At 72.0% G+C, this 24,383-nt stretch carries 22 protein-coding genes; 9 read left to right on the top strand and 13 right to left on the bottom strand.

The features are described 5' to 3' along the window. The first annotated feature begins 372 nt into the window (after window positions 1-372). The 7 genes from V6V89_RS36670 to V6V89_RS36700 all read left to right on the top strand — a co-directional run bounded on the left by V6V89_RS36670 (window position 373) and on the right by V6V89_RS36700 (window position 9,864). Window positions 373-1,863 carry a hypothetical protein gene (locus V6V89_RS36670; protein ID WP_334624251.1) on the top strand — a complete coding sequence of 497 codons (1,491 nt, stop codon included), beginning with the start codon at window positions 373-375 and terminating at the stop codon, window positions 1,861-1,863. Between the two features lie 231 nt (window positions 1,864-2,094). Then, a complete protein-coding gene (locus V6V89_RS36675) occupies window positions 2,095-2,700 on the top strand; it encodes a response regulator transcription factor (protein ID WP_334624252.1) in 606 nt (201 codons plus the stop codon). A 40-nt stretch (window positions 2,701-2,740) separates the two neighbouring features. Beyond that, window positions 2,741-3,325 carry a response regulator transcription factor gene (locus V6V89_RS36680; protein WP_334624253.1) on the top strand — a complete coding sequence of 195 codons (585 nt, stop codon included), beginning with the start codon at window positions 2,741-2,743 and terminating at the stop codon, window positions 3,323-3,325. A 216-nt stretch (window positions 3,326-3,541) separates the two neighbouring features. Beyond that, window positions 3,542-6,148: a class III lanthionine synthetase LanKC gene (lanKC, locus tag V6V89_RS36685; RefSeq protein WP_334624254.1), complete on the top strand. Its 2,607-nt coding sequence runs from the start codon at window positions 3,542-3,544 to the stop codon at window positions 6,146-6,148. A gap of 13 nt (window positions 6,149-6,161) precedes the next feature. After that, window positions 6,162-6,308 (top strand): SapB/AmfS family lanthipeptide, encoded by a 147-nt coding sequence (locus V6V89_RS36690; RefSeq protein WP_334624255.1) that lies wholly within the window; start codon window positions 6,162-6,164, stop codon window positions 6,306-6,308. 110 nt (window positions 6,309-6,418) lie between these two features. After that, a complete protein-coding gene (locus V6V89_RS36695; RefSeq protein ID WP_334624256.1) occupies window positions 6,419-8,062 on the top strand; it encodes an ABC transporter ATP-binding protein in 1,644 nt (547 codons plus the stop codon). Further along, on the top strand, window positions 8,059-9,864 hold the full coding sequence (locus tag V6V89_RS36700; RefSeq protein WP_334624257.1) for an ABC transporter ATP-binding protein: 1,806 nt from the start codon (window positions 8,059-8,061) through the stop codon (window positions 9,862-9,864). Before V6V89_RS36695 ends, V6V89_RS36700 begins: the two co-directional genes overlap by 4 nt. 156 nt (window positions 9,865-10,020) lie before the next feature. Here V6V89_RS36700 and V6V89_RS36705 read toward each other — a convergent pair whose 3' ends face one another. Together V6V89_RS36705 and V6V89_RS36710 are read right to left on the bottom strand one after the other, a co-directional pair. Then, window positions 10,021-10,635 carry a response regulator transcription factor gene (locus V6V89_RS36705; RefSeq protein ID WP_334624258.1) on the bottom strand — a complete coding sequence of 205 codons (615 nt, stop codon included), beginning with the start codon at window positions 10,633-10,635 and terminating at the stop codon, window positions 10,021-10,023. A gap of 256 nt (window positions 10,636-10,891) precedes the next feature. Then, window positions 10,892-12,352, bottom strand: a complete 1,461-nt coding sequence (locus V6V89_RS36710) for a M28 family metallopeptidase (RefSeq protein ID WP_334624259.1) — start codon at window positions 12,350-12,352, stop codon at window positions 10,892-10,894. A gap of 63 nt (window positions 12,353-12,415) precedes the next feature. On the opposite strand from V6V89_RS36710, the gene V6V89_RS36715 reads away from it, so the two are divergent. Then, on the top strand, window positions 12,416-13,216 hold the full coding sequence (locus tag V6V89_RS36715; RefSeq protein WP_334624260.1) for an SAM-dependent methyltransferase: 801 nt from the start codon (window positions 12,416-12,418) through the stop codon (window positions 13,214-13,216). Window positions 13,217-13,229: 13 nt separating this feature from the next. On the opposite strand, the gene V6V89_RS36720 is transcribed toward V6V89_RS36715, so the two are convergent. Together V6V89_RS36720 and V6V89_RS36725 are read right to left on the bottom strand one after the other, a co-directional pair. Continuing rightward, window positions 13,230-13,862 (bottom strand): ThuA domain-containing protein, encoded by a 633-nt coding sequence (locus tag V6V89_RS36720; protein WP_334624261.1) that lies wholly within the window; start codon window positions 13,860-13,862, stop codon window positions 13,230-13,232. Next, complete coding sequence (locus V6V89_RS36725; RefSeq protein WP_334624262.1) at window positions 13,859-15,190, bottom strand: radical SAM protein; 1,332 nt, start codon at window positions 15,188-15,190, stop codon at window positions 13,859-13,861. Before V6V89_RS36725 ends, V6V89_RS36720 begins: the two co-directional genes overlap by 4 nt. A 112-nt stretch (window positions 15,191-15,302) precedes the next feature. Between V6V89_RS36725 and V6V89_RS36730 the strand changes: the two genes are divergently transcribed. Then, window positions 15,303-15,710, top strand: a complete 408-nt coding sequence (locus V6V89_RS36730; protein WP_334624263.1) for an SsgA family sporulation/cell division regulator — start codon at window positions 15,303-15,305, stop codon at window positions 15,708-15,710. Window position 15,711: 1 nt separating this feature from the next. Here the strand turns inward: V6V89_RS36730 and V6V89_RS36735 are convergent, their stop codons facing one another. The 9 genes from V6V89_RS36735 to V6V89_RS36775 form a co-directional block, all read right to left on the bottom strand. Beyond that, window positions 15,712-16,713: a LacI family DNA-binding transcriptional regulator gene (locus V6V89_RS36735; protein ID WP_334624264.1), complete on the bottom strand. Its 1,002-nt coding sequence runs from the start codon at window positions 16,711-16,713 to the stop codon at window positions 15,712-15,714. After that, entirely contained in the window at window positions 16,713-17,696 is a 984-nt protein-coding gene (locus V6V89_RS36740) for a 1-phosphofructokinase family hexose kinase (protein ID WP_334624265.1), read from the bottom strand. The genes V6V89_RS36735 and V6V89_RS36740 overlap by 1 nt, the downstream gene beginning before the upstream one ends. 29 nt (window positions 17,697-17,725) lie before the next feature. After that, window positions 17,726-18,301 carry an AAA family ATPase gene (locus tag V6V89_RS36745; protein WP_334624266.1) on the bottom strand — a complete coding sequence of 192 codons (576 nt, stop codon included), beginning with the start codon at window positions 18,299-18,301 and terminating at the stop codon, window positions 17,726-17,728. A gap of 2 nt (window positions 18,302-18,303) precedes the next feature. Continuing rightward, a complete protein-coding gene (locus V6V89_RS36750) occupies window positions 18,304-19,248 on the bottom strand; it encodes a hypothetical protein (RefSeq protein ID WP_334624267.1) in 945 nt (314 codons plus the stop codon). 76 nt (window positions 19,249-19,324) lie between these two features. Then, entirely contained in the window at window positions 19,325-20,311 is a 987-nt protein-coding gene (locus tag V6V89_RS36755; RefSeq protein WP_334624268.1) for an ABC transporter substrate-binding protein, read from the bottom strand. Window positions 20,312-20,329: 18 nt separating this feature from the next. Next, window positions 20,330-21,388, bottom strand: a complete 1,059-nt coding sequence (locus V6V89_RS36760; RefSeq protein ID WP_334624269.1) for an ABC transporter permease — start codon at window positions 21,386-21,388, stop codon at window positions 20,330-20,332. Beyond that, complete coding sequence (locus V6V89_RS36765; RefSeq protein ID WP_334624270.1) at window positions 21,385-22,149, bottom strand: ATP-binding cassette domain-containing protein; 765 nt, start codon at window positions 22,147-22,149, stop codon at window positions 21,385-21,387. The genes V6V89_RS36760 and V6V89_RS36765 overlap by 4 nt, the downstream gene beginning before the upstream one ends. After that, window positions 22,146-23,039 carry a hypothetical protein gene (locus tag V6V89_RS36770; RefSeq protein WP_334624271.1) on the bottom strand — a complete coding sequence of 298 codons (894 nt, stop codon included), beginning with the start codon at window positions 23,037-23,039 and terminating at the stop codon, window positions 22,146-22,148. The genes V6V89_RS36765 and V6V89_RS36770 overlap by 4 nt, the downstream gene beginning before the upstream one ends. 6 nt (window positions 23,040-23,045) lie before the next feature. After that, window positions 23,046-24,383 (bottom strand): FGGY-family carbohydrate kinase (locus tag V6V89_RS36775; RefSeq protein ID WP_334624272.1); only part of this gene is annotated, 1,338 nt, incomplete at its 5' end.

Consider the following 24,383-nt stretch of genomic DNA (forward strand, 5'->3'; position numbering starts at 1 on the left):
AGCGACGCCACCACGAGTTTCACCCACCTGCGGGTGGCCCGAAGGGCCAGGGTTTCTTGATCGTTGAGAAAGCCCTTGATCGGCGGCGCCGCGCAGGACGTTCCTTGGAGCGCTCCGCGCCGAAAACCCTCGCGGCTTTCGGTGTACCGCAGCGGCCGTGACCGCCGCCGCGCCGTACGGCTTGGCACTCGACGACGCGGCCATAACCCACCCTGGCGGCATCAACCCAAACGGGTGAACGGCAAACGGTGACGTTTCGCAAGGAAGGCGAGGTCATCGCCCGGATTGAGGCCGCACCGGGGGAAGCTGTGTCACGCCAACACTGAGCCATCGACGTGCGACCTTGTGTGAGCGTTGGTAGTTTCGGCCCTGATGTCCAACTCGACGCTCGTCCGGACGGTCCTGCGCCTGCTCATCGTGGCAGGCGGGGCCGTGGCGGCATACGTCGTGTGTGGACTGTTGGCGGGGCCGGTGCGCGCCGACGACGGTGGGGGAGGGCGTGGGCTGGTCGGCGGGCTGACCGCGGCGGTCGGCGTCGACCTGCCCGATCTCCCCGATCTGCCTGCCCCGGACGTGCCCGCCGCGGACCCGCCTGTCCGGGATCGGGTGGCTGATGACCCGCCGCCCGCCCGCGACCGGCCCGCAGCGCCGCCGGCGAGGTCTGCTCCGGACCGCGCGCCCATTCCGACATCTCTCCCCGATCGGCCGGCCGGGTCCAGCGCGGACGTGCCGTCCCGAGAGCGGCCGCCGTCGCGTCCAGAATCTCCGGAACCGCCGGTGCCGGTGCCTGTGCCGGATCCGCGGCCGAGCCTGCCAGTGGGCTCTGCCAGTGCCGATGCCGGTGCCGTCGGCCCGGCCGGGTCCGTGGGTCTGGCGGCCTTTGTAGAAGAGGCGGTGTCCGGAGTCGTCGCGCGGGGTGGTGCCGCCCGCGGCCCGGTGGACGAGGCGGTCTCGCGCCTACCTGAGGTGTTGGATGAGGTGGTCGCCCCCGCTGGGCTCGAGCAGGTCGGCGGCGCGCCACTCAAGCCCGTCGCGGGCTCCGGGCTTGACGTGGCTGGGCTTGACGTGGCTGGGCTTGACGTGGCCGGGCTTGACGTGGCCGGGCTTGACGTGGCCGGGCTTGACGTGGCCGGGCTTGACGTGGCAGGCGTCGCCGGGACGGCTGCGGGCGCGACACTCGGGTCGGTTGCGGGCGGTGGACTCGGCACGGTCGGCGCGGTCGTCGGTGTGGTGGTCGAACCGGTGGTGGGCAGCGTCGGTGCGATCGTGTCCGGGGTGGTCGAGCCGGTCGTTGGGGCAGTGCTCGGACCGGTGAGCGTGGTGCTCGGGCCGGTGGTGGGCGGTGTGGGTTCTGTCGCCGGCGCGGTGCTCGGGCCTGTCCTCGGTGGCGTGGTCGAAGTCGTCGGCGAGGTCGGGGGCGGCGTCGCCGGGCCGGTGGTCGGTGGTGTGAGCAGTGTGCCGTCCGGCAGTTCGCCGACGGCCGAGGGGTCGCCGTTTGGCACCGGCACGGGCACGGCGCCGGTCGCCCCGGTGGAAGCGGCCGTCGCGCCCGCCCAGACAGTCGTGGCCATGGCGAGCGGTCCGATCAGCGCGCCGGGCCCGCGGCGAGACGTGGCGTGGCCGGGCGACGTACTCCATGAAAGCGCTGGCGGGCAGCGCCCGGCGCCTGATGCTCCGCCACGCGCGCCGGGTGGCCTAGGTGGTTGTTCCGCCGCGCACAGCGCGGCCGGCGGGCCGTCGCTGCCGTCGGTCGTGCCCGGTGAGGCGCCGGGGCGGCCCCACGCGCGGGCCGGGCTGGCCGCAGCGCCGACACATCTTCTCCGCGCCGGCCGGTTGCCCGGCGTCTTGCCGCTTCCCGGTTGAGATCAGCAGCACCAACGGAGCGCCGTGCGTGCCGCGCGGTGGTCCGCGTACTCAGTGTGCTTGATCGGGCCCGGCAGGGGGACCTGCCGCGAGCCACCGAGGCCATCGGTACGCCGTCAGAAACCCCGAGATTGCTCCGCGGAGTACCCGCGGCAACCGGCTGACGATGCGCCGAAGGCGAGGCGTGGCCCGCCCGTGCTGATCCGCGTACCGGAGATCGGAGAACGCCTCGTGATCGGGGTTGTGATCGTCGAGGAGATGGGGTTGTTGCGCAGCGCGTTGAGCGCCGTGCTGTCGAGAGAGAGCGATGTGGAGGTGCTGGGCGAGGTCGACTCGATCGAGCGGGTCACGGGGCGTCCCGACGTGATCGTGGTCGATCTGGACCTCACCGCGGGAAACGAGCATGCGAAGGACGCGCTGACCGCGGTGGCGCGGGTACGGGTCCGGCTGCCGGGCGCCGCGGTGCTGGCCATGAGCGCCCGCTGGAGCGCTGACCTGCTCTTGCGGGCGGTCGAGGCCGAGGTGCTCGGCTTCGTGAGCAAGGACCTGTCCCCTGACCGGTTCGTGCGGCTGGTGCGGCTGATCGCTCGCGGCGAGCGGGTAATTGATCCGAGGGTGGCTGCGGCTGCGTTCAACCCGCCCGCCAACCCGCTGACGGAGCGGGAGCGCGACGTGCTGCGCGCCGCCGCGGAAGGGTTGCCTCCCAAGGAGATCGCTACGCGCCTGCACCTGGCGCACGGCACCGTACGGAACCGGCTGTCCGACATCATGCGCAAAACCGGCGCCCGCAATCGGCTGGAAGCCATCCAGGTGGCCAGGGAGAAGGGGTGGTTATGAAGACAAGCGGCCAAGATAGTGGCGTGTTTCAATGTGCACCGTGATTCGGACCTTGCTCGTACTCGACGGAGGACTGGTACGCGGCGCGCTCGCGTTCGTGCTGTCGGCGCAACCTGACATCGAGGTTGTGGCGCAGGTCGAGCCGGGTGCCGAGGTGTGGGGCCGGGCGGCGGCGCTCAGGCCGGACGTCTCGGTCGTCGACATGGCGGCGGTCGGCGCGGGGTCGCGCTTCCCATGCCGGACGCTGGTGCTGGCGGCGCCGCGGGAGGCGCGCGCGTTGAGTGCCGCGCTGCGGTATCAGGCGCACACCTGTGGCTTCCTCGGCCACCAGGTGCCGCCAGACCGGATCGTCGCCGGCGTACGCCGCCTGGCCGGCGGGGAGCCGGTCGCCGACCCGGAACTGGTGGTCGCCGCTGTGAAGAGGTCGAACCCGCTCACCGAGCGGGAGATGCAGGTGTTGCAGATCGCGGCGACCGGCTGGCCCGCGAAGGAGATCGCGCGCGAGCTGTGCCTGTCTCCGGGGACGGTGCGCAATTACCTGTCGCGCGCGCTCAGCAAGGTCGGTGCGCGCACCCGAATCGAAGCGGTCCGCATCGCACGTGACGCGGGGTGGATCTTGCAGTAGTGCCGAATCTCTATAACTCGAATAGGAATAGCGGCGCGGCCCTGGATGTGGCCGCGCCGCTGCGTTCTAAACCCGTTGTTACACACTTTCTGGCCGTGAAATACGCACAAGTAGCGATCGATATCCTCATCGTCCACTGGTGACTGTGGTCACTAGAGCGGATCGACCGCCGTCGCAACTATGAACTCACCGATGAAACGAAGGTGAGGGGCCGGCATGGACGACCGATACGAAGCGTTCTGCATGGCCGACCTCATGTTCTACGACGTCCTGCACGCCAAGCCCGCCGCGGGCTTCGCCAGCGCCGAGCGCGCCCTGCCGGACGGTTGGCAGCGCCGGGAGCAGGACGACTGGATCGTGTTCCGCTCCGGAAACCCCGGCCTGCCGGACCAGGGCTGGAAGATCCACGTATCGGCGTGCCTGGACAACGCGGAGCGCATCATCGGCGTGGTCTGGGACTACTGCATGCCCCGCGGCATCGACTTCAAGGTGCTCCGATCGCCGGCGACATTGCTCGCTCGGGTGTCGAAGTACGCACCGCGCGGGTACAGCGGCAAACTCGTGACGATCTACCCGGTCGACGACGCCGCGTGCGAGACGATCCTGCGGGAGCTGGGGGCACTGCTCGACGGTGAACCGAGCCCCTACATCCTAAGTGACCTGCGGTGGGGTGCCGGCCCGTTGTACGTGCGATACGGGGCTTTCAGCAGCCGGTACTGCGTCGCCGACAACGGCCAGGTGGTGCCCGCGATCGCCGACGACACCGGCACGCTCGTGCCTGACCGCCGCACCCCCGTGTTTCACCTGCCGCCGTGGGTCACCCTGCCAGACTTCCTCGCGCCGCACCTCGCCGCGCGCAACGCGGTCACGTTCGCCCACGTACCGTACACAGTGGAGCGTGTGCTGCACTTCTCCAACGGCGGCGGCATCTACGCCGGCACGGACACCCGCACCGGTACGCCCGTCGTGCTCAAGGAGGGCCGGCCGCATGCCGGCATCGACGCCCGTGGCCACGATGCGGTACGCCGCGTCGAGCGCGAGTACGAGATGCTGCGCGCGCTGGCCGGGGTGCCCGGCATTCCCGAGGCGTACGACCTGTTCTCGGTGGGCGAGCACCGCTTCCTGGCGATGGCGCACGTCGAGGGACAGCCGCTGAGCAAGGCCATCGTGCACCGGTACCCGCTGACCGACCCGACGTCCGGGCCGGCCGAGCGGGCGGAGTACACGACCTGGGCGCTCGACGTGTACCGCCAGGTCGAGGCGGCGATCCACGGCGTCAACGAGCGCGGGTTCGTGTACGGCGACCTGCACCTGTTCAACGTGATGGTGCGCGACGACGGCACCGCCGCGCTGCTCGACTTCGAGGTGGCGGCGCCGATGGCGACGGCCACCCGGCCGGCCCTCGGCAACCAGGGCTTCAGCGCGCCCCGCGGCACCAAGGGCCGCGACGTCGACCGGTACGGGCTGGCGTGCCTGCGGTTGGCCCTGTTCCTGCCGATGGCGAACCTGCTCGGACTGTCGCGGGCGAAGGCGCGGCATTGGGCCGAGATCATTTCGGAGCACTTCCCGGTGCCCCGCGACTTCCTCACCGAGGCGGTCGAGGTGATCGCCCCCGCCTCGAACGCGGAGACCGCCCCCGCCCCCATGCCGCGGATCGAACCCGACCCCGCGGGCTGGCCAACCCTGCGCGACAACCTCGCTCGGGCGATCCTGGCCAGCGCCACACCCGACCGCGCCGACCGGTTGTTCCCCGGTGACATCCAGCAGTTCCCGCTCGGCGCGATCGGGTTGGCGTACGGGGCGGCGGGCGTGCTGTACGCGCTGTCCGTCACCGGCGCCGACCGCCAACCGCAGCTCGAGGAGTGGCTGCTGCGCAAGGCCACCCGGCCACCGGAGGGCAGCCGGCTTGGGCTCTACGACGGGCTGCACGGTGCGGCGTTCGCGCTCGACCACCTCGGGTACCGGCAGGCCGCGCTCGACGTGATCGACCTGTGCCTCCGGGAGGACTGGACGACGCTCGGCTCCGACCTGCAGGGCGGGCTGGCCGGAGTCGGCCTCAACCTGCTGCACCTCGCCGACCGCACCGGCGAGCCGGCGCTGCGGATCGCCGCGCACCGGGCGGTCGAACTGGTCGCCGACCGGCTCGGCGACGAGGATTCGGTGCCGGAGGTCAGCGGGCGTGAGCACCCGTACGCAGGGCTGATGCGTGGCTCGTCCGGCGCGGCGCTCCTGCTGATGCGCGCGTACGACGACACCGGCGACCCCGCGCTGCTCGACAAGGCGGCGACCGCGCTGCGGCAGGATCTGCGCCGCTGCGTCGAGCGCGACAACGGGGTGCTGCACGTCAACGAGGGCTGGCGCACCCTGCCCTACCTGGACGTCGGCAGCGTTGGCGTCGGCATGGTGCTCGACGAGTACCTGGCGCGGCGGCACGACGACCAGTTCGCCGCGGCGGTGCCGGGCATCGAGCTCGCCGCGCAGTCCACGATGTACGTGCTGCCGGGGCTTCACACCGGACGGTCCGGCATCCTGCTCTACCTCGCCGGCCGCTCCGCCGAGCCCACCGCTGACCCGCGGGTCAGCAAGCATGTGCGCGGGCTGGCCTGGCACGCCATCCCGTACGGCGGCGGGCTCGCCTTCCCCGGCACCGCGCTGCTCCGGCTCTCCATGGACCTGGCCACCGGCACCGCCGGCGTGCTGCTCGCCCTCGGCGCGGCGCTGCACGACCAGCCGGTGCACCTGCCGATGCTGCCGCCCACGCGGCGCTCGGCCCCACAGACCCCCGCGCCAGCCGGCGCGGGTCGGATATCCCCCAACCCCTGAAAGGAGTGCCACCATGGCACTGCTCGACCTGCAAGGCATGGACACCCCGAGCCCCGAACTCGCGGCGGACAGCAGCAACAGCAAGCACTCGTGTGGCGGCAGCGAGCTCAGCGTCACCCTGTGTGGCGAGAGCGGCCTGAGCGTCCTGCTCTGCAAGTGACGGCGTCGCCCGTGATCCGCGAGCACTGACAGCGGAGTCGTGACAACGAAGCCGCGGTCCCGGACGAGTGTCGGTCGTCCGGGGCCGCGGCACCGTGAGATGGAGTCTATGTGACGACGGCGTCGTTTGGGGCGGTGGCGCGGCGCGGCGGCCGGTGGCTGCCGTTCGTGGCGGTGGCCGCCCTGTCGGGTACCGCCGTGACCCTCGCGCTGCCCGCGGTGCTGGGTCGCGCGATCGACGCGATCGTGGCGGGCGGCGGCGCCGACAGGTGGGTGGCGCTGGCCGGCGGGCTGGTCGCGCTCGGCGTCGCTGGCGAGTTGCTCGGCGCCTACGCCGGCACCGCGACCGTCGCGACCGCCGCGGCCTGGCTGCGCGAACGCCTCGTGCGGCAGGCGCTGTCGACCGGTCGGAGGGTCGACGCCGGTGACCTGGTCAGCCGGGTCTCCGCCAACGCGGTCGACGCGGCGCAGGCCGGCCCGACCGCCGTCAGCGTCGCGACCGCCGTGCTCCCGCCCGCCGGCAGCCTCGTGCTGCTCACCCTCATCGACCCGTGGCTGGCGCTCGCGTTCCTCTGCGGGCTGGCCCTGGTCGGTGCGGTGCTCAAAGCTTTCACCCAGCGCACCGCGGAGGTGGTCGGTGCTTACCAGCGGACGCAGGGCCGGATCGCCGCGCGCCTGGCCGAGGCGATCGGCGGTGCCCGTACCATCGCCGCCGCCGGCACCGTCGAGCGCGAGGAGCGCCGCGTGCTCGAACCACTCGCGGACCTGCGTGCGGAGGGCGCGCGGACCTGGCAGGTGCTGGCCCGCTCCAGCGGGCAGGCGGCCGCCGTCGGCCCGCTGGTCCTGGTCGCCGTGCTCGCGGCCGGCGGCCTCGCGCTCGCCGCGGGGCGAATCAGTCCCGGAGACCTGTTCGCGGCCGGACGGTACGCGGTGATCGGCGCCGGGCTCGGTGGCCTTACCGGCACCCTGGCTGGTCTCGCCCGTGCGCGCGCCGCCCTGCACCGCGTGGCCGAGGTGCTGGCGCGACCAGCCGTCCAGTATGGACAGATGCGGCTGCCGCCCGGCCCTGGGCGGCTGGAGTTTCGCGGCGTGACCGTGCGATCCGGCGACGCCACGCTCCTCGACGGCGTCGACCTGACGCTGCCCGGCGGGGCCGCGGTCGCGGTCGTCGGCCGGTCCGGCGCCGGCAAGTCGGTGCTCGCCGCGCTCGCCGCGCGGCTCCGCGACCCCGACGAGGGCGAGGTGCGGCTCGACGGCGTGCCGCTGCCCGACCTCAGCCACGGCGCGCTGCGCGCGGCCGTGGGCTGCGCGTTCGAACGGCCGGTCCTGGTTGGCGGGACAGTCGCCGACGCCGTCGGGCTCGGCCTTCCGCGCGATCGGGTACGCGGTGCCGCGCTCGCCACCCACGCCGACGACTTCGTCAGCCGGCTCCCGCTCGGGTACGACACGCCGCTCGCTGACGCTCCGATGTCGGGTGGGGAGCGGCAGCGGCTCGGGCTCGCCCGCGCCTGGCACGCGGAACGGGTACTCGTGCTCGACGACGCGACGTCCAGTTTGGACACCGTCACTGAGATGCAGATCAGTCGCACGCTGACCGCTGACGGCCGTGGGCGTACCCGATTGATCGTCACGCACCGCGCGGCGACCGCGTCGCGCGCGGACCTCGTCGTGTGGCTCGACGCCGGGCGGGTGTGCGCGGTGGGCTCCCACGCCGCGCTGTGTGACGACCCCGACTACCGGGCGGTGTTCGGGTGAACGCGGTGCGGTTCGGGCTGGCGGCGTTGCCACGCCGGCCATTGCTGGCACTGGCCGCGTGGTCAGTGCCCGAGGCGCTGCCGTCGGCGCTGCTCGGCGTCGCGGTGGCGCGCGCGGTCGACAGCGGCTTCCTCGCCGGTCGGCCGATGGTCGGGCTGGCTTGGCTCGGCGCGCTCCTGCTCGCCGCGGGTGTCGGCGCGATCGGGGCGCGGCAGGTGTTCCGGCGGCTCGGCGACGTGGTCGAGCCGTTCCGTGACGACCTCGTCCGGCGGGTCGTCGGGGGCGCGTTGCGGCACGCGCTGGCGGGCCGGCCCGACGACGGTGCCGTCGCGCGGCTCACCCGGCAGGTGGAGATCGTGCGGGACACGTACGCCGGACTCGTCGTGGTGGTGCGCGGCTTCGCGGTGACGGTGGTGGGCGCCGCGGTGGGCCTGATGTCGGTGGCGCCGGTGATCGGGCTGCTGATCCTGCCGCCGTTCGTGTTGGGCGTGGCTGCTTTCGTGGCGACCCTGGGGTTCGCGGCTGGGCGGCAACGGGCGGCGGTGCGAACCGACGAGCGGCTGGCCGCCACCGCCGGAGCGGTGCTCGCCGGCGTCCGCGACGTGGCGGCGCGGGGGGCCGAGGAGCACGCCGCCGCGATGGTCGCCGGCCCGATCCGCGAGCAGGCCGCTGCCGAGCGCGCCCTTGCCGGCACCGCGGCGCTGCGCACGCTCTGCTTCGCGGTGGGCGGCTGGCTCCCGCTCGTCGTCGTGCTGGCCGCCGGCCCGTGGTTGGTGCGCCGCGGGCTCACCGCGGGGGCCATCATGGGCGCTTTGACCTACGTGCTCTTCGCACTCCAGCCGGCGCTGAGCCGGCTGATGTCGGGGCTGGGCGGGAGCGGATTGCGGTTCGTGGTCACATTGGACCGCATCTTGACCGCGTCCACTGTGGTCGTCGCGAGTGCGCCACGGCCGGTGGCCGCGCGGGGGTACGAGGTGGTCCTGCGCGGGGTGACGTTCCGGTACGGACCGCACGCCGAGCCGGTGCTGCTCGATCTCGATCTGACCGTTGCCGAGGGCGACCACCTGGCGATCGTCGGGCCCAGCGGGATCGGAAAGTCCACAGTGGCCGGGCTGGTCTGCGGGTTGCTGAGTCCGGCGTCAGGGTCGGTGCTGGTCGGCGGGGTGCCGGCCGCGGTCCGGCCCGGGACCCGGGTGCTGATCCCGCAGGAGGCGTACGTGTTCGCCGGTACGGTAGGGGAAAACCTGCTGTACCTGCGACCGGCCGCGTCCCCCGCTTCGGTGGCGGAGGCGGTGGCCGCGGTCGGCGCGGCGGCTCTCGTGGACCGGCTCGGCGGGCTGGAGGCGAGGGTGCGGCCCGATGAGCTCTCAGCGGGGGAGCGGCAGCTGATCGCCCTCGCCCGGGCCTACCTGTCGCCCGCGCCGCTCGTGGTCCTGGACGAAGCGACCTGTCACCTCGACCCGGCCGCGGAGCGCGTGGCTGAGGAGGCGTTCGCCGCGCGCGAGGGCACGCTGATCGTGATCGCCCACCGGGTGACGTCGGCGGAGCGCGCCCGCCGGGTTCTGGTCCTGGACGGCGTCCGTCCGGATGTCGGCTCCCATGCGGCTCTGCTTAGCCGCAATCCGCTGTACCGCGACCTCCACGGCCTCTGGCACCCCGCCCCGCCTCCGGCGCCGCGACCGCCCCGGCTACCCCGGCCCGCCGACCCCGTCGACCCCCTCAACCCCGTCGACCCCCTCAACCCCGTCGACCCCGTCGACCCCGTCGACCCCGTCGATCAAGGGCAAACGCACGTGCTTTGATCTCATTTCCACGTGCGTTTGCCCTTGATCGATGAAGATCTCCTTGATCGGCGGGCGGTGCCGCGGCCGTTGCCGGGCCTCGCGCGTTGCCTGCCGGGCCGCGTTGCCTGCCGGGCCTCGCGCGTTGCTCGCCGCGTCGGCGCGGCACTCGCGGCGCTAGATCCAACCGGCGTCCTGGGCTATGCGGATGGCCTCGATGCGGGTACGGGCGCCTGTCTTGGAGAGGATGCGGGACAGGTAGTTGCGGACGGTGCCGGTGCTCAGGAAGAGCGCCTGGGCGATCTCGCTTGGCGGCGTGCCGTCCACCGCCAGCCGCAGCACCTCGCGCTCCCGGTCGGTCAGCGGGCTTTCGCCGGCGGTCAGTGCCGCCACCGCCAGTTCCGCGTCGAGCACCGGCTCGCCGCGCGCGAGTTGCCGCACGCTCTCCACGAGGTCGCCGGGGGACGTCTCGATGCCGATCAAGCCCACCCGGGGCGCGAGCCGGGCGAGGGAGCGGCCGAGGCCGGCGCTCGCCGCTCGGTCCAGCACGATGAGTACGCCGCAGGCGGGTAGCGACTGGCACAGGGCCGGGCACAGCTCGCCGACCGTGACGGGGCCGGGCAGGCTGGCGTCGAGCACCGCGACGTCGGGCCGCTCGCGGGCGGCCATCGGAAGGATGTCGTCGGCGCGATCGAGTTCGGCGACGACCGTGAGATCGGGTTCGGCGGACAGGACGGTGGCCAGCGCCCCCCGAAACAGCGTGCCTCTCTGCCCGAGCAGGACCTGGATCACCGCACCCCCTGATGACGGACAGCAATAAGCCCACTACAAACTGATCATCGAGTGTCAGTTTATGCTGCCAGAATGGGGCGATAAGCGATTCAGGAAAGGTGTCGGAAACCTGATTGTTGACTCATAGGCGAGCTGGCTGGAGGTTCGCGCGACTGGCCACGACCAAGGGAAATCGCATCGATCAAGGGCAAATGCATACGGAATTGGGAGCAAATCACATGCATTTGCCCTTGATCGACGGAAAACAAAAGCGGGGTTACGACGTCGCCGGCACGGGGAACGCCACCGGGCTGCGGTGGCCGGCGCGGTCCACCGCACGGACGCCGAAGAAGACGTTGTCCTTGGACAGGTCGATCGTCGCCTCGGTCACGTCGCCGACCGGGATCACATGTGTCCACTCCGGGGCGGTGGTCTCCCGCCACACCACCTCGTACCCGGCCAGGTCCGGCTCGGTGCCCCGGGCCCACCGCAGAGTGGTGTCGTTGGTGAGCGCGGCGGTCAGGATGCGCACCGAGCGCGGCGTGCCCGGCGCTTGGGCCAGCGACCACAGCGCGGCGCCGTTGACCCGGGCCACCCGAGCGATGTACTCGAAGTCGCAGAACTCCGGCAGGTCGCCGAACTGCACGCCGTTCTCCACGCGGACGTCCTGGTGCTGGTGGCGGAAGTCCTCGTTCGGTTCGGTGAAGCGGGCGGCCGGGTAGCCCTCGCGCAGGTAGGAGATGTGGTCGCTGCCGCGCAGGTACCGATCGCGGCGGTAGATGACGCGGACCCGCATGCCGGTGGCGTCGTTGTCGGCCACGTCCCGCACGAAGCGGCCGAGCTGCCGCGACGGCGAGTCGTTTTCGCCGCCCACCGACTGGCGAACCGACGCCTGCTCCGGCGTCTCCGAGGTCGGCACGCCCTCGACGAACAGCCGCACCGTGCGCCTGTCGCGGGTGCCGTCGTCGGCGGTGCTGCTGCCGACGATGTCGTCACTGAACATGCCCTGGACGTCCGCGCCGGCCGCCTTGTACTGCCGGGCCTGGTAGGCCGATCCGAACAGGCCCTGCTCCTCGCCGGCCACGGCGGTGAACACCACGGTCGCCTCGATCGGCCGGGTGGCCATGAGCCGGGCGAGCTCCAGCGCCACCGCCACGCCGGACGCGTCGTCGTTGGCGCCGGGGGCGTCAGCGGTCGCGTTGAGCACGTCGGTGACCCGCGAGTCGTAGTGACCGGAGATCACGTACATGCGCTGAGGTGACGTGGTGCTGTGCTGCCCGTGCAGGGTGGCCACCACGTTCGTGATGACCGTGGGCGTTGGGATGCGGGGCGGCGCGGCCTCCTGGAGGTAGGACTGCTTCTCGACGGTCATGCGACCGCCGGACGCGGCGGCGTACCCGACGAACTGGTCGTAGATCCAGTCGCGGGCCGCGCCGATGCCCCGTACCGGATCGTCCTGACTGGATAGCGTGTGCCGCGTGCCGAATGCCGCGAGCCGGCGCACGGTCGCCTCGATGCGCCTCGGGTCGATTTCGGCTAGCAGCGCCCGCAGGGCGCGGCTCGGCCGCTGTGGAGTAATGGGGCGGCCCGGCCCGGGGGGTGACCCCGCGACCTGGGCGGACCCGGCTGCCTGGGCGGGCGCCGCACCGGCCAGTGAGCCCGAGACCAGCGGCGTTGCCGCCATCGCGGTGGCTGATGTGATGAACGCCCGTCGAGATGTGGATTCATCGATGCCCATTCGCCTAATCGTGGCCCGGCCGATCGGCCATGTCCAGGGCACCGAGAGGGTTAGTCTTGCGACGTGGAGCAGTCCTGGTACCGCGAGCTTGACCTTGACACCCCAAGCCCCGCCCGCGTGTACGACTACTTCCTCGGTGGCAGCCACAACTTCGCGATTGACCGCGAGATGGCGCAGCGGCTGGTCGCGGTCAAGCCCGACGTGGCCGAGATCATGCGGGCCAACCGGGCGTTCCTGCGGCGGGCGGTGCAGCACCTCGTGGGGGTGGGCGTCCGGCAGTTCCTCGACCTGGGCTCGGGCGTGCCAACGGTCGGCAACGTCCACGAGATCGCGCAGCGCTCGGCGCCGGACGCGCGGGTGGTGTATGTCGACGTCGACCCGATCGCGGTGGCGCATAGCACGGCGATGCTGGAGGACAACCCGCTCGCCGGGGTCGTCCGCGCCGACCTGCGCGACACCGAGACGGTGCTCGGGCACCCGGTGGTCGGCAAGCTCATCGACTTCGCCGAGCCGGTTGCACTGCTTGTGGTGGGCGTATTGCACCAGCTTCCGGGCGATGAGCCGCTCGCGGCAATCCGGCGGTACCGGGATCAACTCGGGCCCGGCAGCTATCTCGCGCTCACCCAGGTCACCCAGGACGGGCGGCGCCGCGAGCGCACCGAGCTGCTCAAGGAGACGTTCGACGGCGGATACGCCAACGGCGCCGACGTGATGACGATGCGGACGCGGCCGGAGGTGCTGGCGTTCTTCGAGGAGTTCGAGCTGATCGAACCGGGGCTGGTGTTCGTGGCGAATTGGCGCCCGGAGGTCGAGGTGCCCGACCCGGAGCGCCTGTCGACGTACGCGGCGGTCGGCCGCCGCTGAGCCGCCCGCGGCCCTAGGCCAGGCCAGCCGCCCAGCGCAGGCCGCCCAGCAGGTGCTCGCGGAACGCGGGCTCCTCGTACCCCTCGATCGTGTGGCCGAGCGCGGTGTAGAACGCGCGCCCGCCGCCGTGCTCGTGGCACCAGGCGAGCGGGTGGTCCGCGCCCATTCCGCCGCCGGAGTACGTCGTCTCGTCGAGCCGCAGCAGCACCCGGGCCTCGGGGCGGCTGCGGAAGTCGTACCACTCGTCCACGCGGGCCCAGGTCGCGGGCAGGTGTGCGGTGGCCGGGTGGTCGTGGTCGACGACGGTGACCGTGGCCGGCTGCACCTCGGGGTGCTTGTCGAAGAGCGCACCGACATGCGAGGCGTAGAACGGCCAGTCGTATTCGGTCGCGGTCGCCGAATGCACTCCCATGAACCCGCCACCGCCCCGCACGTACCCCTCGAACGCCGCGCGGCCGGCGTCGTCGAGCACGGTGCCGTTCGTGTTCATGAAGACGACGGCCTGGTACTGGGCCAGCCGCTCGGGCGTGAACCAGTCGGGGTCCTCGGTGGCGTCCACCGGGTAGCCGAAGGACCGCACGGTCTCGATGCCCGCCGGGATGGAGTCGTGCCGGAACCCGGTGGTGCGGGAGAATACGAGGATCACGCGGGAACCTTGGGCGACGAGTCGTCGGACGCCGGGAGCGTGTCCATGAACGAGCTCACCGAGAACACCGCGCGCCCCGCCCCGGGCGGCCCGTACCCGGGCGGTGAGGTCAGGCCGTTGGCCTCCATGGTCGCCCGGTATGCCTCCAGCAGCCGGATGTGGTACTCCAGCGGTGCGCCCTGAGGATTGGTCCGGCCCAATGGCGTGGTCGGCTCGGGGCACCAAGTGGTGAATCGCGGCAGGATGCCCCGAGACATGAAGTACTGGAGCCCTTCGGTTGTCGACTCGATTGCCTCGTCCACCGTACGGAACCCGAACGGCTCGGCCATCTCGATGCCGGCCACGAAGTTGGGGATGACGTTGCGGGGGCCGAAGATCTCCGCCGAGTCGAGAATGCGGCGGTGCCACTCCTCCCGCCCTACGTACCTTTCCTTCCCGGGGCAGTACAGCTCAAAAAGACGCTTATCCCACACTTCGTAATTGGGGTGGTAGATGCGAATGCCGTAGTCGTGGAACCGCTGCACGTCCTCCCGGGGCAGCGCCTGCGCCACCACCTTGCCGATCCAGCGGCCCGGGAAGCGCTCCTCGATCGCCTTGGCGTACCGCCCGTAGAAGTCGGCCTCCGCCAACCCGTCCACCTTCGACGTCACGCTGCCCCCGGTCAGCGTGTACGCGTGGGAGCTGCGCGCAGTGTCGTACTTGTTGATGATCTCCAGCGCCTCGAGGACCTCGTCGACCGGCTTCACCCCGGTGTACGGCCGCCCGGCCGCCTTGTGCTGGCGCCAGTTGTGGTTGATGTCGCAGTACTGGCACTCTTCCTTGGCGCCGAAGTACTGGCAGACCCGGAACACCGTCAGGTAGATCAGGTAGCCCCACTGGATGGTCGGCGCGACCTCCATGACCGACTTGCCGTTGGCGAGCGTGTGCCGGTAGTAGTCCGGCATCGGCGGCAGCCCGACGTCGGCGATCGGCCGCCCGTCGAGAAAGAGCCGGGCCACGCCGTCGGCGTCGGCCCGCACGCGGTACGGCGAGTCGGGGTTGACCCGCACCGACACGACCGTGCGGCGCAGCTCGTATGGCCCGCCGGTCAGCACGACCTCTTCCGGTGGCCGGCGCAGCGCCGCCTCGCCCAGCTCGGGCAGGGTGCGGTGGTCGAAGGAGAAGATGAAGTACGACTTGGGTTTGACCGCGCCGTCGTCACCATCCGTCAGCACCGACTCGTCGAACGCCATACCGCCGCGCAACAGATCTTCCTTGAGCACCGCCTCGCGAGGAATGTGGGGAAAGCGACCCATCAGGTCTTCGATCACATCGGTGCGCGTCGGCATCGGTCAAGCCTGCCATCCCGGGGTGCCCGGTGCGGTGGGTATCCGCCCGACTTGTGCCGCCGATCACCTCCAATATTCATCCGACGCCCTTCGCGGACCGTATTCAACGATCGTGAGATGGAGGAAGCGCTCGGCGTGGCAGATGCTGATGGGTCACGCGTACTCGGCGACGGTCGACGGATCGGTGACCATCGGACTCGGGTACGCCGCCGAGGACCCGTACGCGGTGCACGTCCTCGTCAGCGCCGACGCGACCGACGCGTCCTGCTGGGTGTTCGCGCGAGACCTGCTGCTCGCCGGCCTGACCGGCCAGGCCGGGGAGGGTGACGTGGTCATCGGCACCGAGCCGGGCGCCAGCGTCGTCAGCATCATCCTGCGCAACGGCCGGGACATGCTCGCGATCGACCTGCCCAGGGCGCCTCTGTGCCAGTTCGCCGCCGACATGCTGAGCATCGTCCCGCGCGGCCGCGAGGGCGGCTACGTGGACGTCGACGCGGGCCTTCGTTCGCTGCTGGCCTGAGTCAGGCGGGCGGGAGCTCGCCGGAGCCGCGCACGATCAGCCGCACCGGCAGGACCACGCGCCTCGGCGGGGTGTCGTCTCCGTTCAGGCGGTCGAAGAGCAGCTCCGCCGCCCGGCGGCCCAACGCCTGCGGGTCCTGGTAGACGGCCGTTACCGGCGGGTTCAGCGATTCGGCGCCCTGGAAGTCGTCGAAGCTCACGTGGGCAATGTCGGTGCGGTCCTCCTGGTGCAGCGCCCGCACCACACCGAGCGAAGTTCGAGCATTCGCCGAAATGACCGCGGTCGGTTGCGGATCGGACTTGAGCAGCTCCACCATCGCGGACGTCGAGTTCTGCGCACCCATCGCGTCGACCCGCACCAGCCGCTCGTCGACCTGCAGCCCGGCGTCCAGCATCGCGGCCCGGAAGCCCTGGTATCGCAGCCGTGTCGTGTAGATGTGCAGCCGGTCGCCGATGAACGCCACCCGCCGGTGCCCGTGGTCGATCAGGTGTCGGGTGGCCAGGCGGGCGCCGCCCTCGTTGTCGGCGAGCACGGTGTCGGCGTCGTGCTGGATCGGCGGCCGGTCGACGAACACCGTCGGCAGGCGGGCATGCCCATGCTCCAGGTACGAGTGGTCGCCGGACGTCGGGGTGATGATCAGCCCGGCGACGCGGCGGTTGGTGAGGCCGTTGACGACGACGCGTTCGTTCTCCGGGGCGTACCCGGCGCTCGCGATCACCACGAACATGCCCCGCTCCCGCGCCACCTCCTCGACCGCGCTGGTCACCTCGGCGAAGAACGGGTCGGCGATGTTTTCGACCACGAGGCCCACCGCGTCGTCGCGCCCCACCCGAAGCGAGCGCGCCACCGGGTTCGGGTAGAACCCCAGCTCGCGGATCGCCGCCTGGACCCTCTCGGCGGTGCCGGGCGCTACGGCCGGGTCATCGTTGATGACGCGCGAGACGGTCTTCGCGCTCACCCCGGCCAGTGAGGACACGTCGCGCAGCGTCGGCCTCCGGGACATCAGGCCTCCACGTGTTGCTCGGCCGCCGCGCCTCCGGCGGCGGCCACGAGCGCGGCCAACTCGCGCGCCCGTGCGGGGTCGACCCCGCCGGCCAGTTCCTGCTCCACGGACGCCGTGGCGGTGGCGACCGCGAAGACGATCGCATCGGTATCGCTGGCACCCGCCTCCCAAGCCTCGACCAGCCCGCCGACGAACGAGTCACCGGCCCCGACCGGGTTGACCACCGGCACCTGGACGGTGGGCACCCAGCTCACGGTCTCCGCGTCGCCGTAGGCGGTGCCCGCGGCCCCGGCGGTCACGGCCGCCGACCGGGCACCCCGGGCGCACAGCTCCCGCACCGCCTGCTGGGCCCGGTCGGGCACGTCCGGGTCGCCGTCGTGCACGGATTCGTCGGCGTGCCCCCAGAGCACGCCGCTCGCCTCGGCCAGGTTGGGCGTGACGATGTCGGGACCGGCGGCCACGGCGCCCGCGAGCGCCGCCCGCGCCGCGTCGACCACGACCTGTACCGCGAACCGTTGCCCGATGCCCACCAGCCGCCCGTACCCGTCGTCCGGTGCCCCCGGCGGCAGGCTGCCCGAGCACACCAGCGTGCGGTGCCGGCCGCTGGCCAGCTCGGCGGCCACCGCCTCCTCGTACCGCCGCCACGCCTCCTCGGAGATCTCCGGGCCGGGCTCGTTGAGCACCGTGACGCGGCCGGAGTCCTCCAGGTAGATGGTGGCGACCCGGACATCGCCGGCCACCGGTACGCCCACGAGGTCGACGGGCTCAGCGGCGAAGAGCCGGCGGATCAGCACGGCGTCGTCGTCGGGTTCGAAGGCGAGCAGGGTGGCCCGGCGCCCGAAGGCGGCCGCCACGCGACCCACGTTGAGGCCCTTGCCGCCGGCCGTCACCGCGGGCCGGGGCGGCCGGAGCACACTGCCGAGCCGCAGCTCAGGCAGGCGCACCGTCCGGTCCACGGTGATGTTCGGGGTGGCGATGAGCAAGGAGTCCTCCTTCGAAAACCCTTGGCAGGCTACCGGCCCGGCGCCAGCGCGCCGGCCCCGGTCAGTGCCGCTGTGACCTGGTGTGCCAGCGGAGCGGTGGTGTCGATGGCGACGTGCGGCACGGCGGGCGGGTCGAGTACACCGGAGCCGAGGAACGCGGAGAGGTCGGCGATCTTGCGCCGGTCGCGGGGCGCGGCGCGCTCGGTGAGCCTGCGAGCCACCTCCGCGGGCGGGCAGGTGGTCCAGATCAGGGCAGCACCGTGGGGCGCACCGAGGCGGTCGCTCAGTGCGCTCCACGCCGCCGGGTCGGAGCGCTCCGACGTGAACGGCGCGATCAGTACCACGGACACGCCCGCGGCCAGGCAGCCGGCAGCGGTGTCGATCAAGGCGGCATAGGTGGCGTCGCGGGTGGCTGACCGTACCCGGGGATCGTCGAGATCAGCTGGCGCGGCGCCGAGCAGCCCGGCCACGACGGCGGTCAGCGGGCCCGTGAGCACGTCCTGGTCGAGCGGTGCGGCGCCGGCCGCGCGCGCGAGCGCCGAGCCGAGCACGCTCTTGCCGGAGGCCGGGGCGCCGGCCACGACGTAGGCCCGCACGGCGCCCATCGTCACACCCCGAACGCCTCGTACCAGGTGGGGGACAGCTCGGCCGCCGTGGCACGCTCCCGCCACGGCCGCCCGTGCTGGCGCACGATCGCGGTGAGCGTGTCGAGCCGGTCCGCCGCGCGCGCCACCGCCACGTCGCGTTCGCCCGGTGGCAGGTGCCCGACCGCGTCGCCCCACACCGCGCGCCCGGCGATGTATCCGCTGGCGCCGGCTTTCGCCGCGATCTCCATCTGCGCCGCGAAGTCGTCGAACCCGGCGCCCTCGCTGAGCAGCACCCACGGCACGGTGGACGCGGCGTCGAGCTCACGGCATGCGGCCGCGGACCCCGGGAACTGCACCTTCAGCACGTCCACGCCCAGCAGCGTGAACTCGGCCGCGGTGGCGACGATCGCGTCGGCCCGCCCGCCATCGCCCTCCTCGGGCGACAGCGGATACCAGATCGGCTCGACGATCAGCGGTAGCCGCTCCCGCCGGCACGCCGCCGCGAGGTCGGCGACCAGCTTGCGCTGTTCCGCGGCCACCTCGGCCAGCTCGGCTCGGTAGAAGAGGATGAGCTTGACCGCGTCGACCCCGAGTTTCGCGATCTTCTCGGGCGTCCACTGCGGACGGAGCACAGTGGACAGATCCCAACCGGGTGGGCGCTCCGGCGTGTACGTCAGCAGCTCGACAGGGGCGATCACGCCGACCGAGCCGGGCAGCGTGCCGGTGGCGATGGCCTGCCCGAGCGAGTACACCGGGTCGAGAAGCACCGCCGACGCGTGCCCGGCCAGCGCGCTCACCAGGTGCAGCTTGGAGTCGACGACGGTCCGGTGCGGCACCCGTGCGACGTCTATGTCGAAGAGCGCGACGTAGTTCTCCGGATGGTCGAGGGCGGCGACGCAGAAGAAGCCGTCGCCGGTGGCGAGCCGCGCCAACCGGCGCACCGTGCCGAGCCGTTGAACGTCCACAGTAAACCTTTCTCCGGACGGACCTGGCTGTTGTGGCGGGGGAGCCGGCGCCGGCCGCACCGGCTCCCCCGCGCGATCAGCACTTGTCTTTGTAGATGTACTTGCTGACCTCGGGGTCGCTCATATTGTCCTTCGTGACGATGAGCGACTCGGTGGCGATGTTGGTCTCGACGGTCTTGCCCTCGATCGCGTTCGCTGCCTGCTCGACGCCCTGCACGCCGATGTCGTACGGCTTCTGCGCGACCAGCGCCTGCACGTCGCCGGCCTCGAGCTGCTTGATCTGGTCGGGTCCGGCGTCGAAGCCGACGACCTTCACCTGGTTGCTCTTGCCGGCCGACCGCACACCGGTGGCGGTGCCCTGCGCGGAGAAGAGGTTGGTGGCGAAGACACCCACCAGGTCGGGGCTGCGCTGAAGCTCGGCCTGGATGATGCTGGCCGCGGTCTGCGGCGAGTTGTGCGAGTACTGGGTCGCCGCCGCGAGCGTGAAGTTGGTGAACTTCGTCTTCACGGCCTCCTCGAAACCGGCCACCCGGGCGTCCACCGAGGACACGCCGGGGTCGGTGGAGATGACCAGCACCTTGCCCTGCTTGCCGGCGAGCAGTTCGTTGAGCGCCTCGGCGGCCTTGGCGCCGCCAAGCTTGTTGTCGGTCGCGATCCGGGACGCGCCGATGCTCGTGTCGTCCACTGTGGTGTCGACGAGCACCACCTTGGTGCCGGCGTCCTGGATGCGCTTGAGGGGGGTTACGGACGCCTTGACGTCGTTCGGCGCCACGAGCAGCGCGGCCGGCTTGCTGGCCGAGACCGCGTCCAGCAGCGGGTTCTGGAGTGTGGCGTCGAACTTGTCGGGGCCCTGGACCTGCAGGTCGACGCCCAACTCCTTGGCCTTCTCCTTGGCACCGCACTCCATGGAGATGTAGAACGGGTCGCCCTTGACGCCGACCATCAAGGTAAACCTCTTGCCGGACGCCGATCCGCTGTCCGATCCGCTGTCGCCGCCGGTCTCGTCGGCGCACCCGGCGACCAGCAGTACGCCGGCGGCCACGACCGCCGCGATTTTCTTCATGTGGTTACCTCCTAGGTGTTATCCGCGGTTGCGGGTACGCCGCCGCAGTTGGTCGAACCAGACGGCGACGATGAGCACGAGGCCCACCGCGACGTCCTGCCAGTAGGGCTGGACCCCCGTGATGACGAAGCCGTTCTTGAGTACCGCCGGAATCCAGACGCCGATCAGGGTGCCGATGATCGAACCGACGCCGCCGAAGAGGCTGGTGCCGCCGAGCGCGACGGCGGTGATCGCCTGGAGGTTGTCGGTGGAGTGCCCGCCGATGCTGGTGGTGGAGAAGTACGCGAGGGACAGGAACCCGGCGAACCCGGCCGACATGCCGCCGATGACGTACACCTTGAGCAGGTGCCGCTCGACGTTGATACCGGCGCGGCGCGCCGCTTCCGGGTTCGAGCCGATCGCGAACGTGTGCCGCCCGAACACCGCCATGTGCAGCAGGATGAACCCGGCGGCCACCACGACGAGCGCGATGGGGATGAGGTTCGGCACGGCGGCGATCCACGAGCCGTGCCCGAGCGGGTCGAGCGCGTACGTCGCCGTGTTGACTCCATTTTGGAGGATCAGCGCCACGCCCAGTCCGGCCCCGAGGGTGCCGAGCGTGGCCAGCAGGGGCGGCACCTTCAGGTACGCCACCACCAGCCCGTTGATCGTCCCGATGAGCAGGCCGGCCAGCAGCGCCCCCGCGAGCGCGACCAGCATGTACCAGCCCTTGGTCTGGTCGGCGGCGACGTCCGCCGCGGTCGTGTCACCGCCCGTGCCGACGAGCTGGAGCGCGTGTACGGCGAACACCTCGCCGAGCACGATGCCGCTCGGTATCGACAGGTCGACGCCGGCGGTGATGATGACGAACGTCGTGCCGACGCTGACCACGGTCAGGATGGCCACGTTCTGCGCGAGCTGGACGAAGTTGCTGCGCTGTGTGAACGTGTCCGGCGCGAGGATCGAGAACGCCGCGATGATGGCCAGCAGCACCGCGAACGTGACCATCGTCGGGTTGCGCAGGAGCGCGCGGACCAGCGGCACGCTCGGGGTCACCGGCTCCTGCGACTCGGCCTCCGCCGGCTTGGTCTGCGTCATGACGGCACCTCCTCCCCGTTCGCCTCGTTCGCGTACGCGCCGGAGATCGCGGCGATGAGCCGGTCGACGTCGGCCTCGCCGCGCCGGAAGCGGGCGACGCGCGCGCCGAGGCGCAGCACCTCGATCCGGTCGGCGACCTGGAGCACCTGCGGCAGGTTGTGCGAGATGAACACGACCGCGATGCCCTTGTCGCGGATGCGCTCGACCAGCTCCAGAACCTTCGCGGTCTGGATGACACCGAGGGCGGCGGTCGGCTCGTCCATGATGATGACCTTGGTGGCCCACATGGCCGCCCGCGCGATCGCCACGGACTGCTTCTGGCCGCCGGAGAACTCCGCCACCGGCGCCCGCATGTCCTGCACCAGGCCCACGCCCAGGTCGCGGAACGCGGTCGCGGTGCGCCGGCGCATCTCGGGGTGGTTGTGCAGGATGCCGAACCGGCGCAGCTCGCGGCCGAGGAAGACGTTTCCGGCCGCGTCCAGGTCGGGGGCGAGAGCAAGGTCCTGGTACACGGTCTCGATGCCCCGAGCCTTCGCGTCGTGCGGATCGGCCAACCGCACCGGATTGCCGTCGATCTTCACCTCGCCCTCGTCCGGCGAATACACCCCGGACAGCACCTTCGTGAGCGTCGACTTGCCCGCGCCGTTGTCCCCGACAAGCGCCGTCACCTCACCGGGAAACGCCTCGAACGAGGCGTGCCGCAACGCCTTGACGTGCCCGAACGTCTTCACCACCCGGTATGCCCCCAGGACAGGTCTCATCCGCGAACCTCCCGCCAGCTCCGGCCGTGCCCTTCGATCGCGGCGTTGAGGCCGGCCATCCGGTCCAGAGCGACACTGGCCAGGAACTGCCGCCGCTCGGCACTCGTCAGCCCGACCGCCTCGCCCCAGAACGCCCGCCCCGCTATGTATCCGGAGGCGCCGGCGTCCATGGCGGTCAGCACCCGGCTCACGAACTCCTCGTACGCCACGCCGGCCGACAGCAGCGCCCATGGCACCGGGCCGCACACCTTGCTGACCTCGCGGCAGCCGTCCGCGTCGCCCGGCCACTCCAGCTTCAGCAGGTCCGGGTCCAGCTCGGCCAGCAGCTCCGCTGAGCGGATCACCAGCCGCTTCTTCTCCTCCGGACCCTCGCCGGGCTGCGTCGTCACCAGCGGCTCGATGACCGACGGCATACCGGCCGCGCGGCAGTCGGCCACCACGGCGGCGACCGCGTCCAGGGCCTGTTTCGCCAGGTCCGGCTCGCCGGGTCCGGCCACCCGGTCCGGCCGCCAGCGCACCAGGAATTTCAGCGCCGAGCCGCCGTTCTCCGCCACGAACGCCGGACCGCGCTCGGTCGGCGCGTACTCGGTGCGGTGCTCGCCGTTCCACGTCGGTTGCGGCGAGCGCTCGCTGGAGATCAGCAGCCCGGCCCGCGCGTCGAGCGCCCCGGCGGCCCGGACCGCTCCGACGCCGTGCTCGACGTCGGTGAGCACGCCCGACGCGTGCGGCGACAATGCACCGATCACGTCGACCTTGAAATCGCTCATGTCCTCGCCGGACGCCGGCTGGCCAGCCTTCTCCAACATCTTGCGCAAGGTGCCGCGCTGGTCCATCGCGAGGATCGCGAACGTCCCCGCGTCGTTGGCGATCTGATCAAGGCTGAGGGGCATGTGGTTCTACCTTCCATCTGGCAGTGGGACACCGGCCGCGCGCGCGGCCATGAGAGCGGCGCCGTAGGCGCCCGGTTCCGCGACGCTCGTCGTGCGCATCGCGGGAAACTGCCGCCGCTTCGCGGCGAGCAGCGCGGGATTGTGCAGCCAGCCGCCCGCGACGACCACTTCCCGGTACGGGCCGGCGAGCGCGTCGATGCGGTCAAGCGCCCGCTGGGCGTCGGCGACCATGCCGTCGACCGCGGCGCGCCACAGCGCCGCCGGCGTGACGCCGTCGGTGATGCCCGCGAGACCGAACTGCTCGTCGTTCGGTCTCACCAGTCGCAGCGTCGGATGATCGGGTACTGCCAGCGCCTGCTCACCGAGGGTGTGGCGCTCGGCGCTCGTGTTCGCACCGAGCAGCGCCGCGATCCGGCCCAGCGTCAGGCCGGTGGGCAGCCCGGCGAGTACACAGAGGTGGCCGGCCACCACGCCCCAACCGACCGACATGCCGTGGCCGACGAGTGCACCGACCTGGTCGCGAGAAAGTGGCCGGATCGTTCTGACCAGCGCCTCGGCCGTGCCCAGCGAATCGAACAGCGCGCCGTCGGTGGCCGCACCGACGCTGTACGCGGCCACCTGATGGTCGTGCCCCGCCACCGTCAGCGCGGCGCCCCGCAACACCTCGGGCACCCCGTCGCCGCCGGCTCGCCCCGCGAGCGTGCCGGCTGGCACCGGCTCGGGGAGCAGTGCCGGCCAGCCGAGCAGATCGGCCGCCGCGTCCCACGGTCGCACGGCGGCCAAGTCCAACAGCCCGGTGCGGCTGGCCAGCGACAGCTCGGCGACCGGCTCCCCGCCCAGCCGCCGCACCACCCACTCCGCCACTGAGAAGAACCGCACTGGCTTGCCCAGGTCGGCGTGGCGCCTGCGCAGCCAGAGCAGCTTGCCGAGTGAGGGGAGCGGGGTCAGCGGCAGGCCGGTCGTCCGCTGGAACTCCTCGGTGCCGAGCTCCCGCGCGATCGTGTCGAGGTCGCCGCGCGGGTCGTGCCAGGCGATGGCGGGGGCGAGCGGCCGGTCGCTCCCGTCGACCAGCACGCCCGTCTCCGCCATCCCCGCCACCCCGACCCCGAGCACCCGCCAGCGCCCGAGGCCCCCCTCGATCCCGCCGGCCCTGGCGGCCGTGCCCGCGTTGCCCTGCCCGGTGCCGGCAGGGCCCGCGTTGGCCGGTCCCGTGTCAGCGGTGCTGGCGGGTCCCGTGTTGGCGGGTCCGATGATGGCCGGGCCCATGCCCGCCCGGCCCGCGTTGGCGGTGCCCGCGCCGCCCGCGCCGCCCGCGCCGCCCGCGCGTGGTGCGGCGCCGCGCGG

Source organism: Micromonospora sp. CPCC 206061 (genome assembly GCF_036906915.1).
In the GTDB taxonomy this organism is placed as follows: Bacteria; Actinomycetota; Actinomycetes; order Mycobacteriales; family Micromonosporaceae; genus Phytohabitans.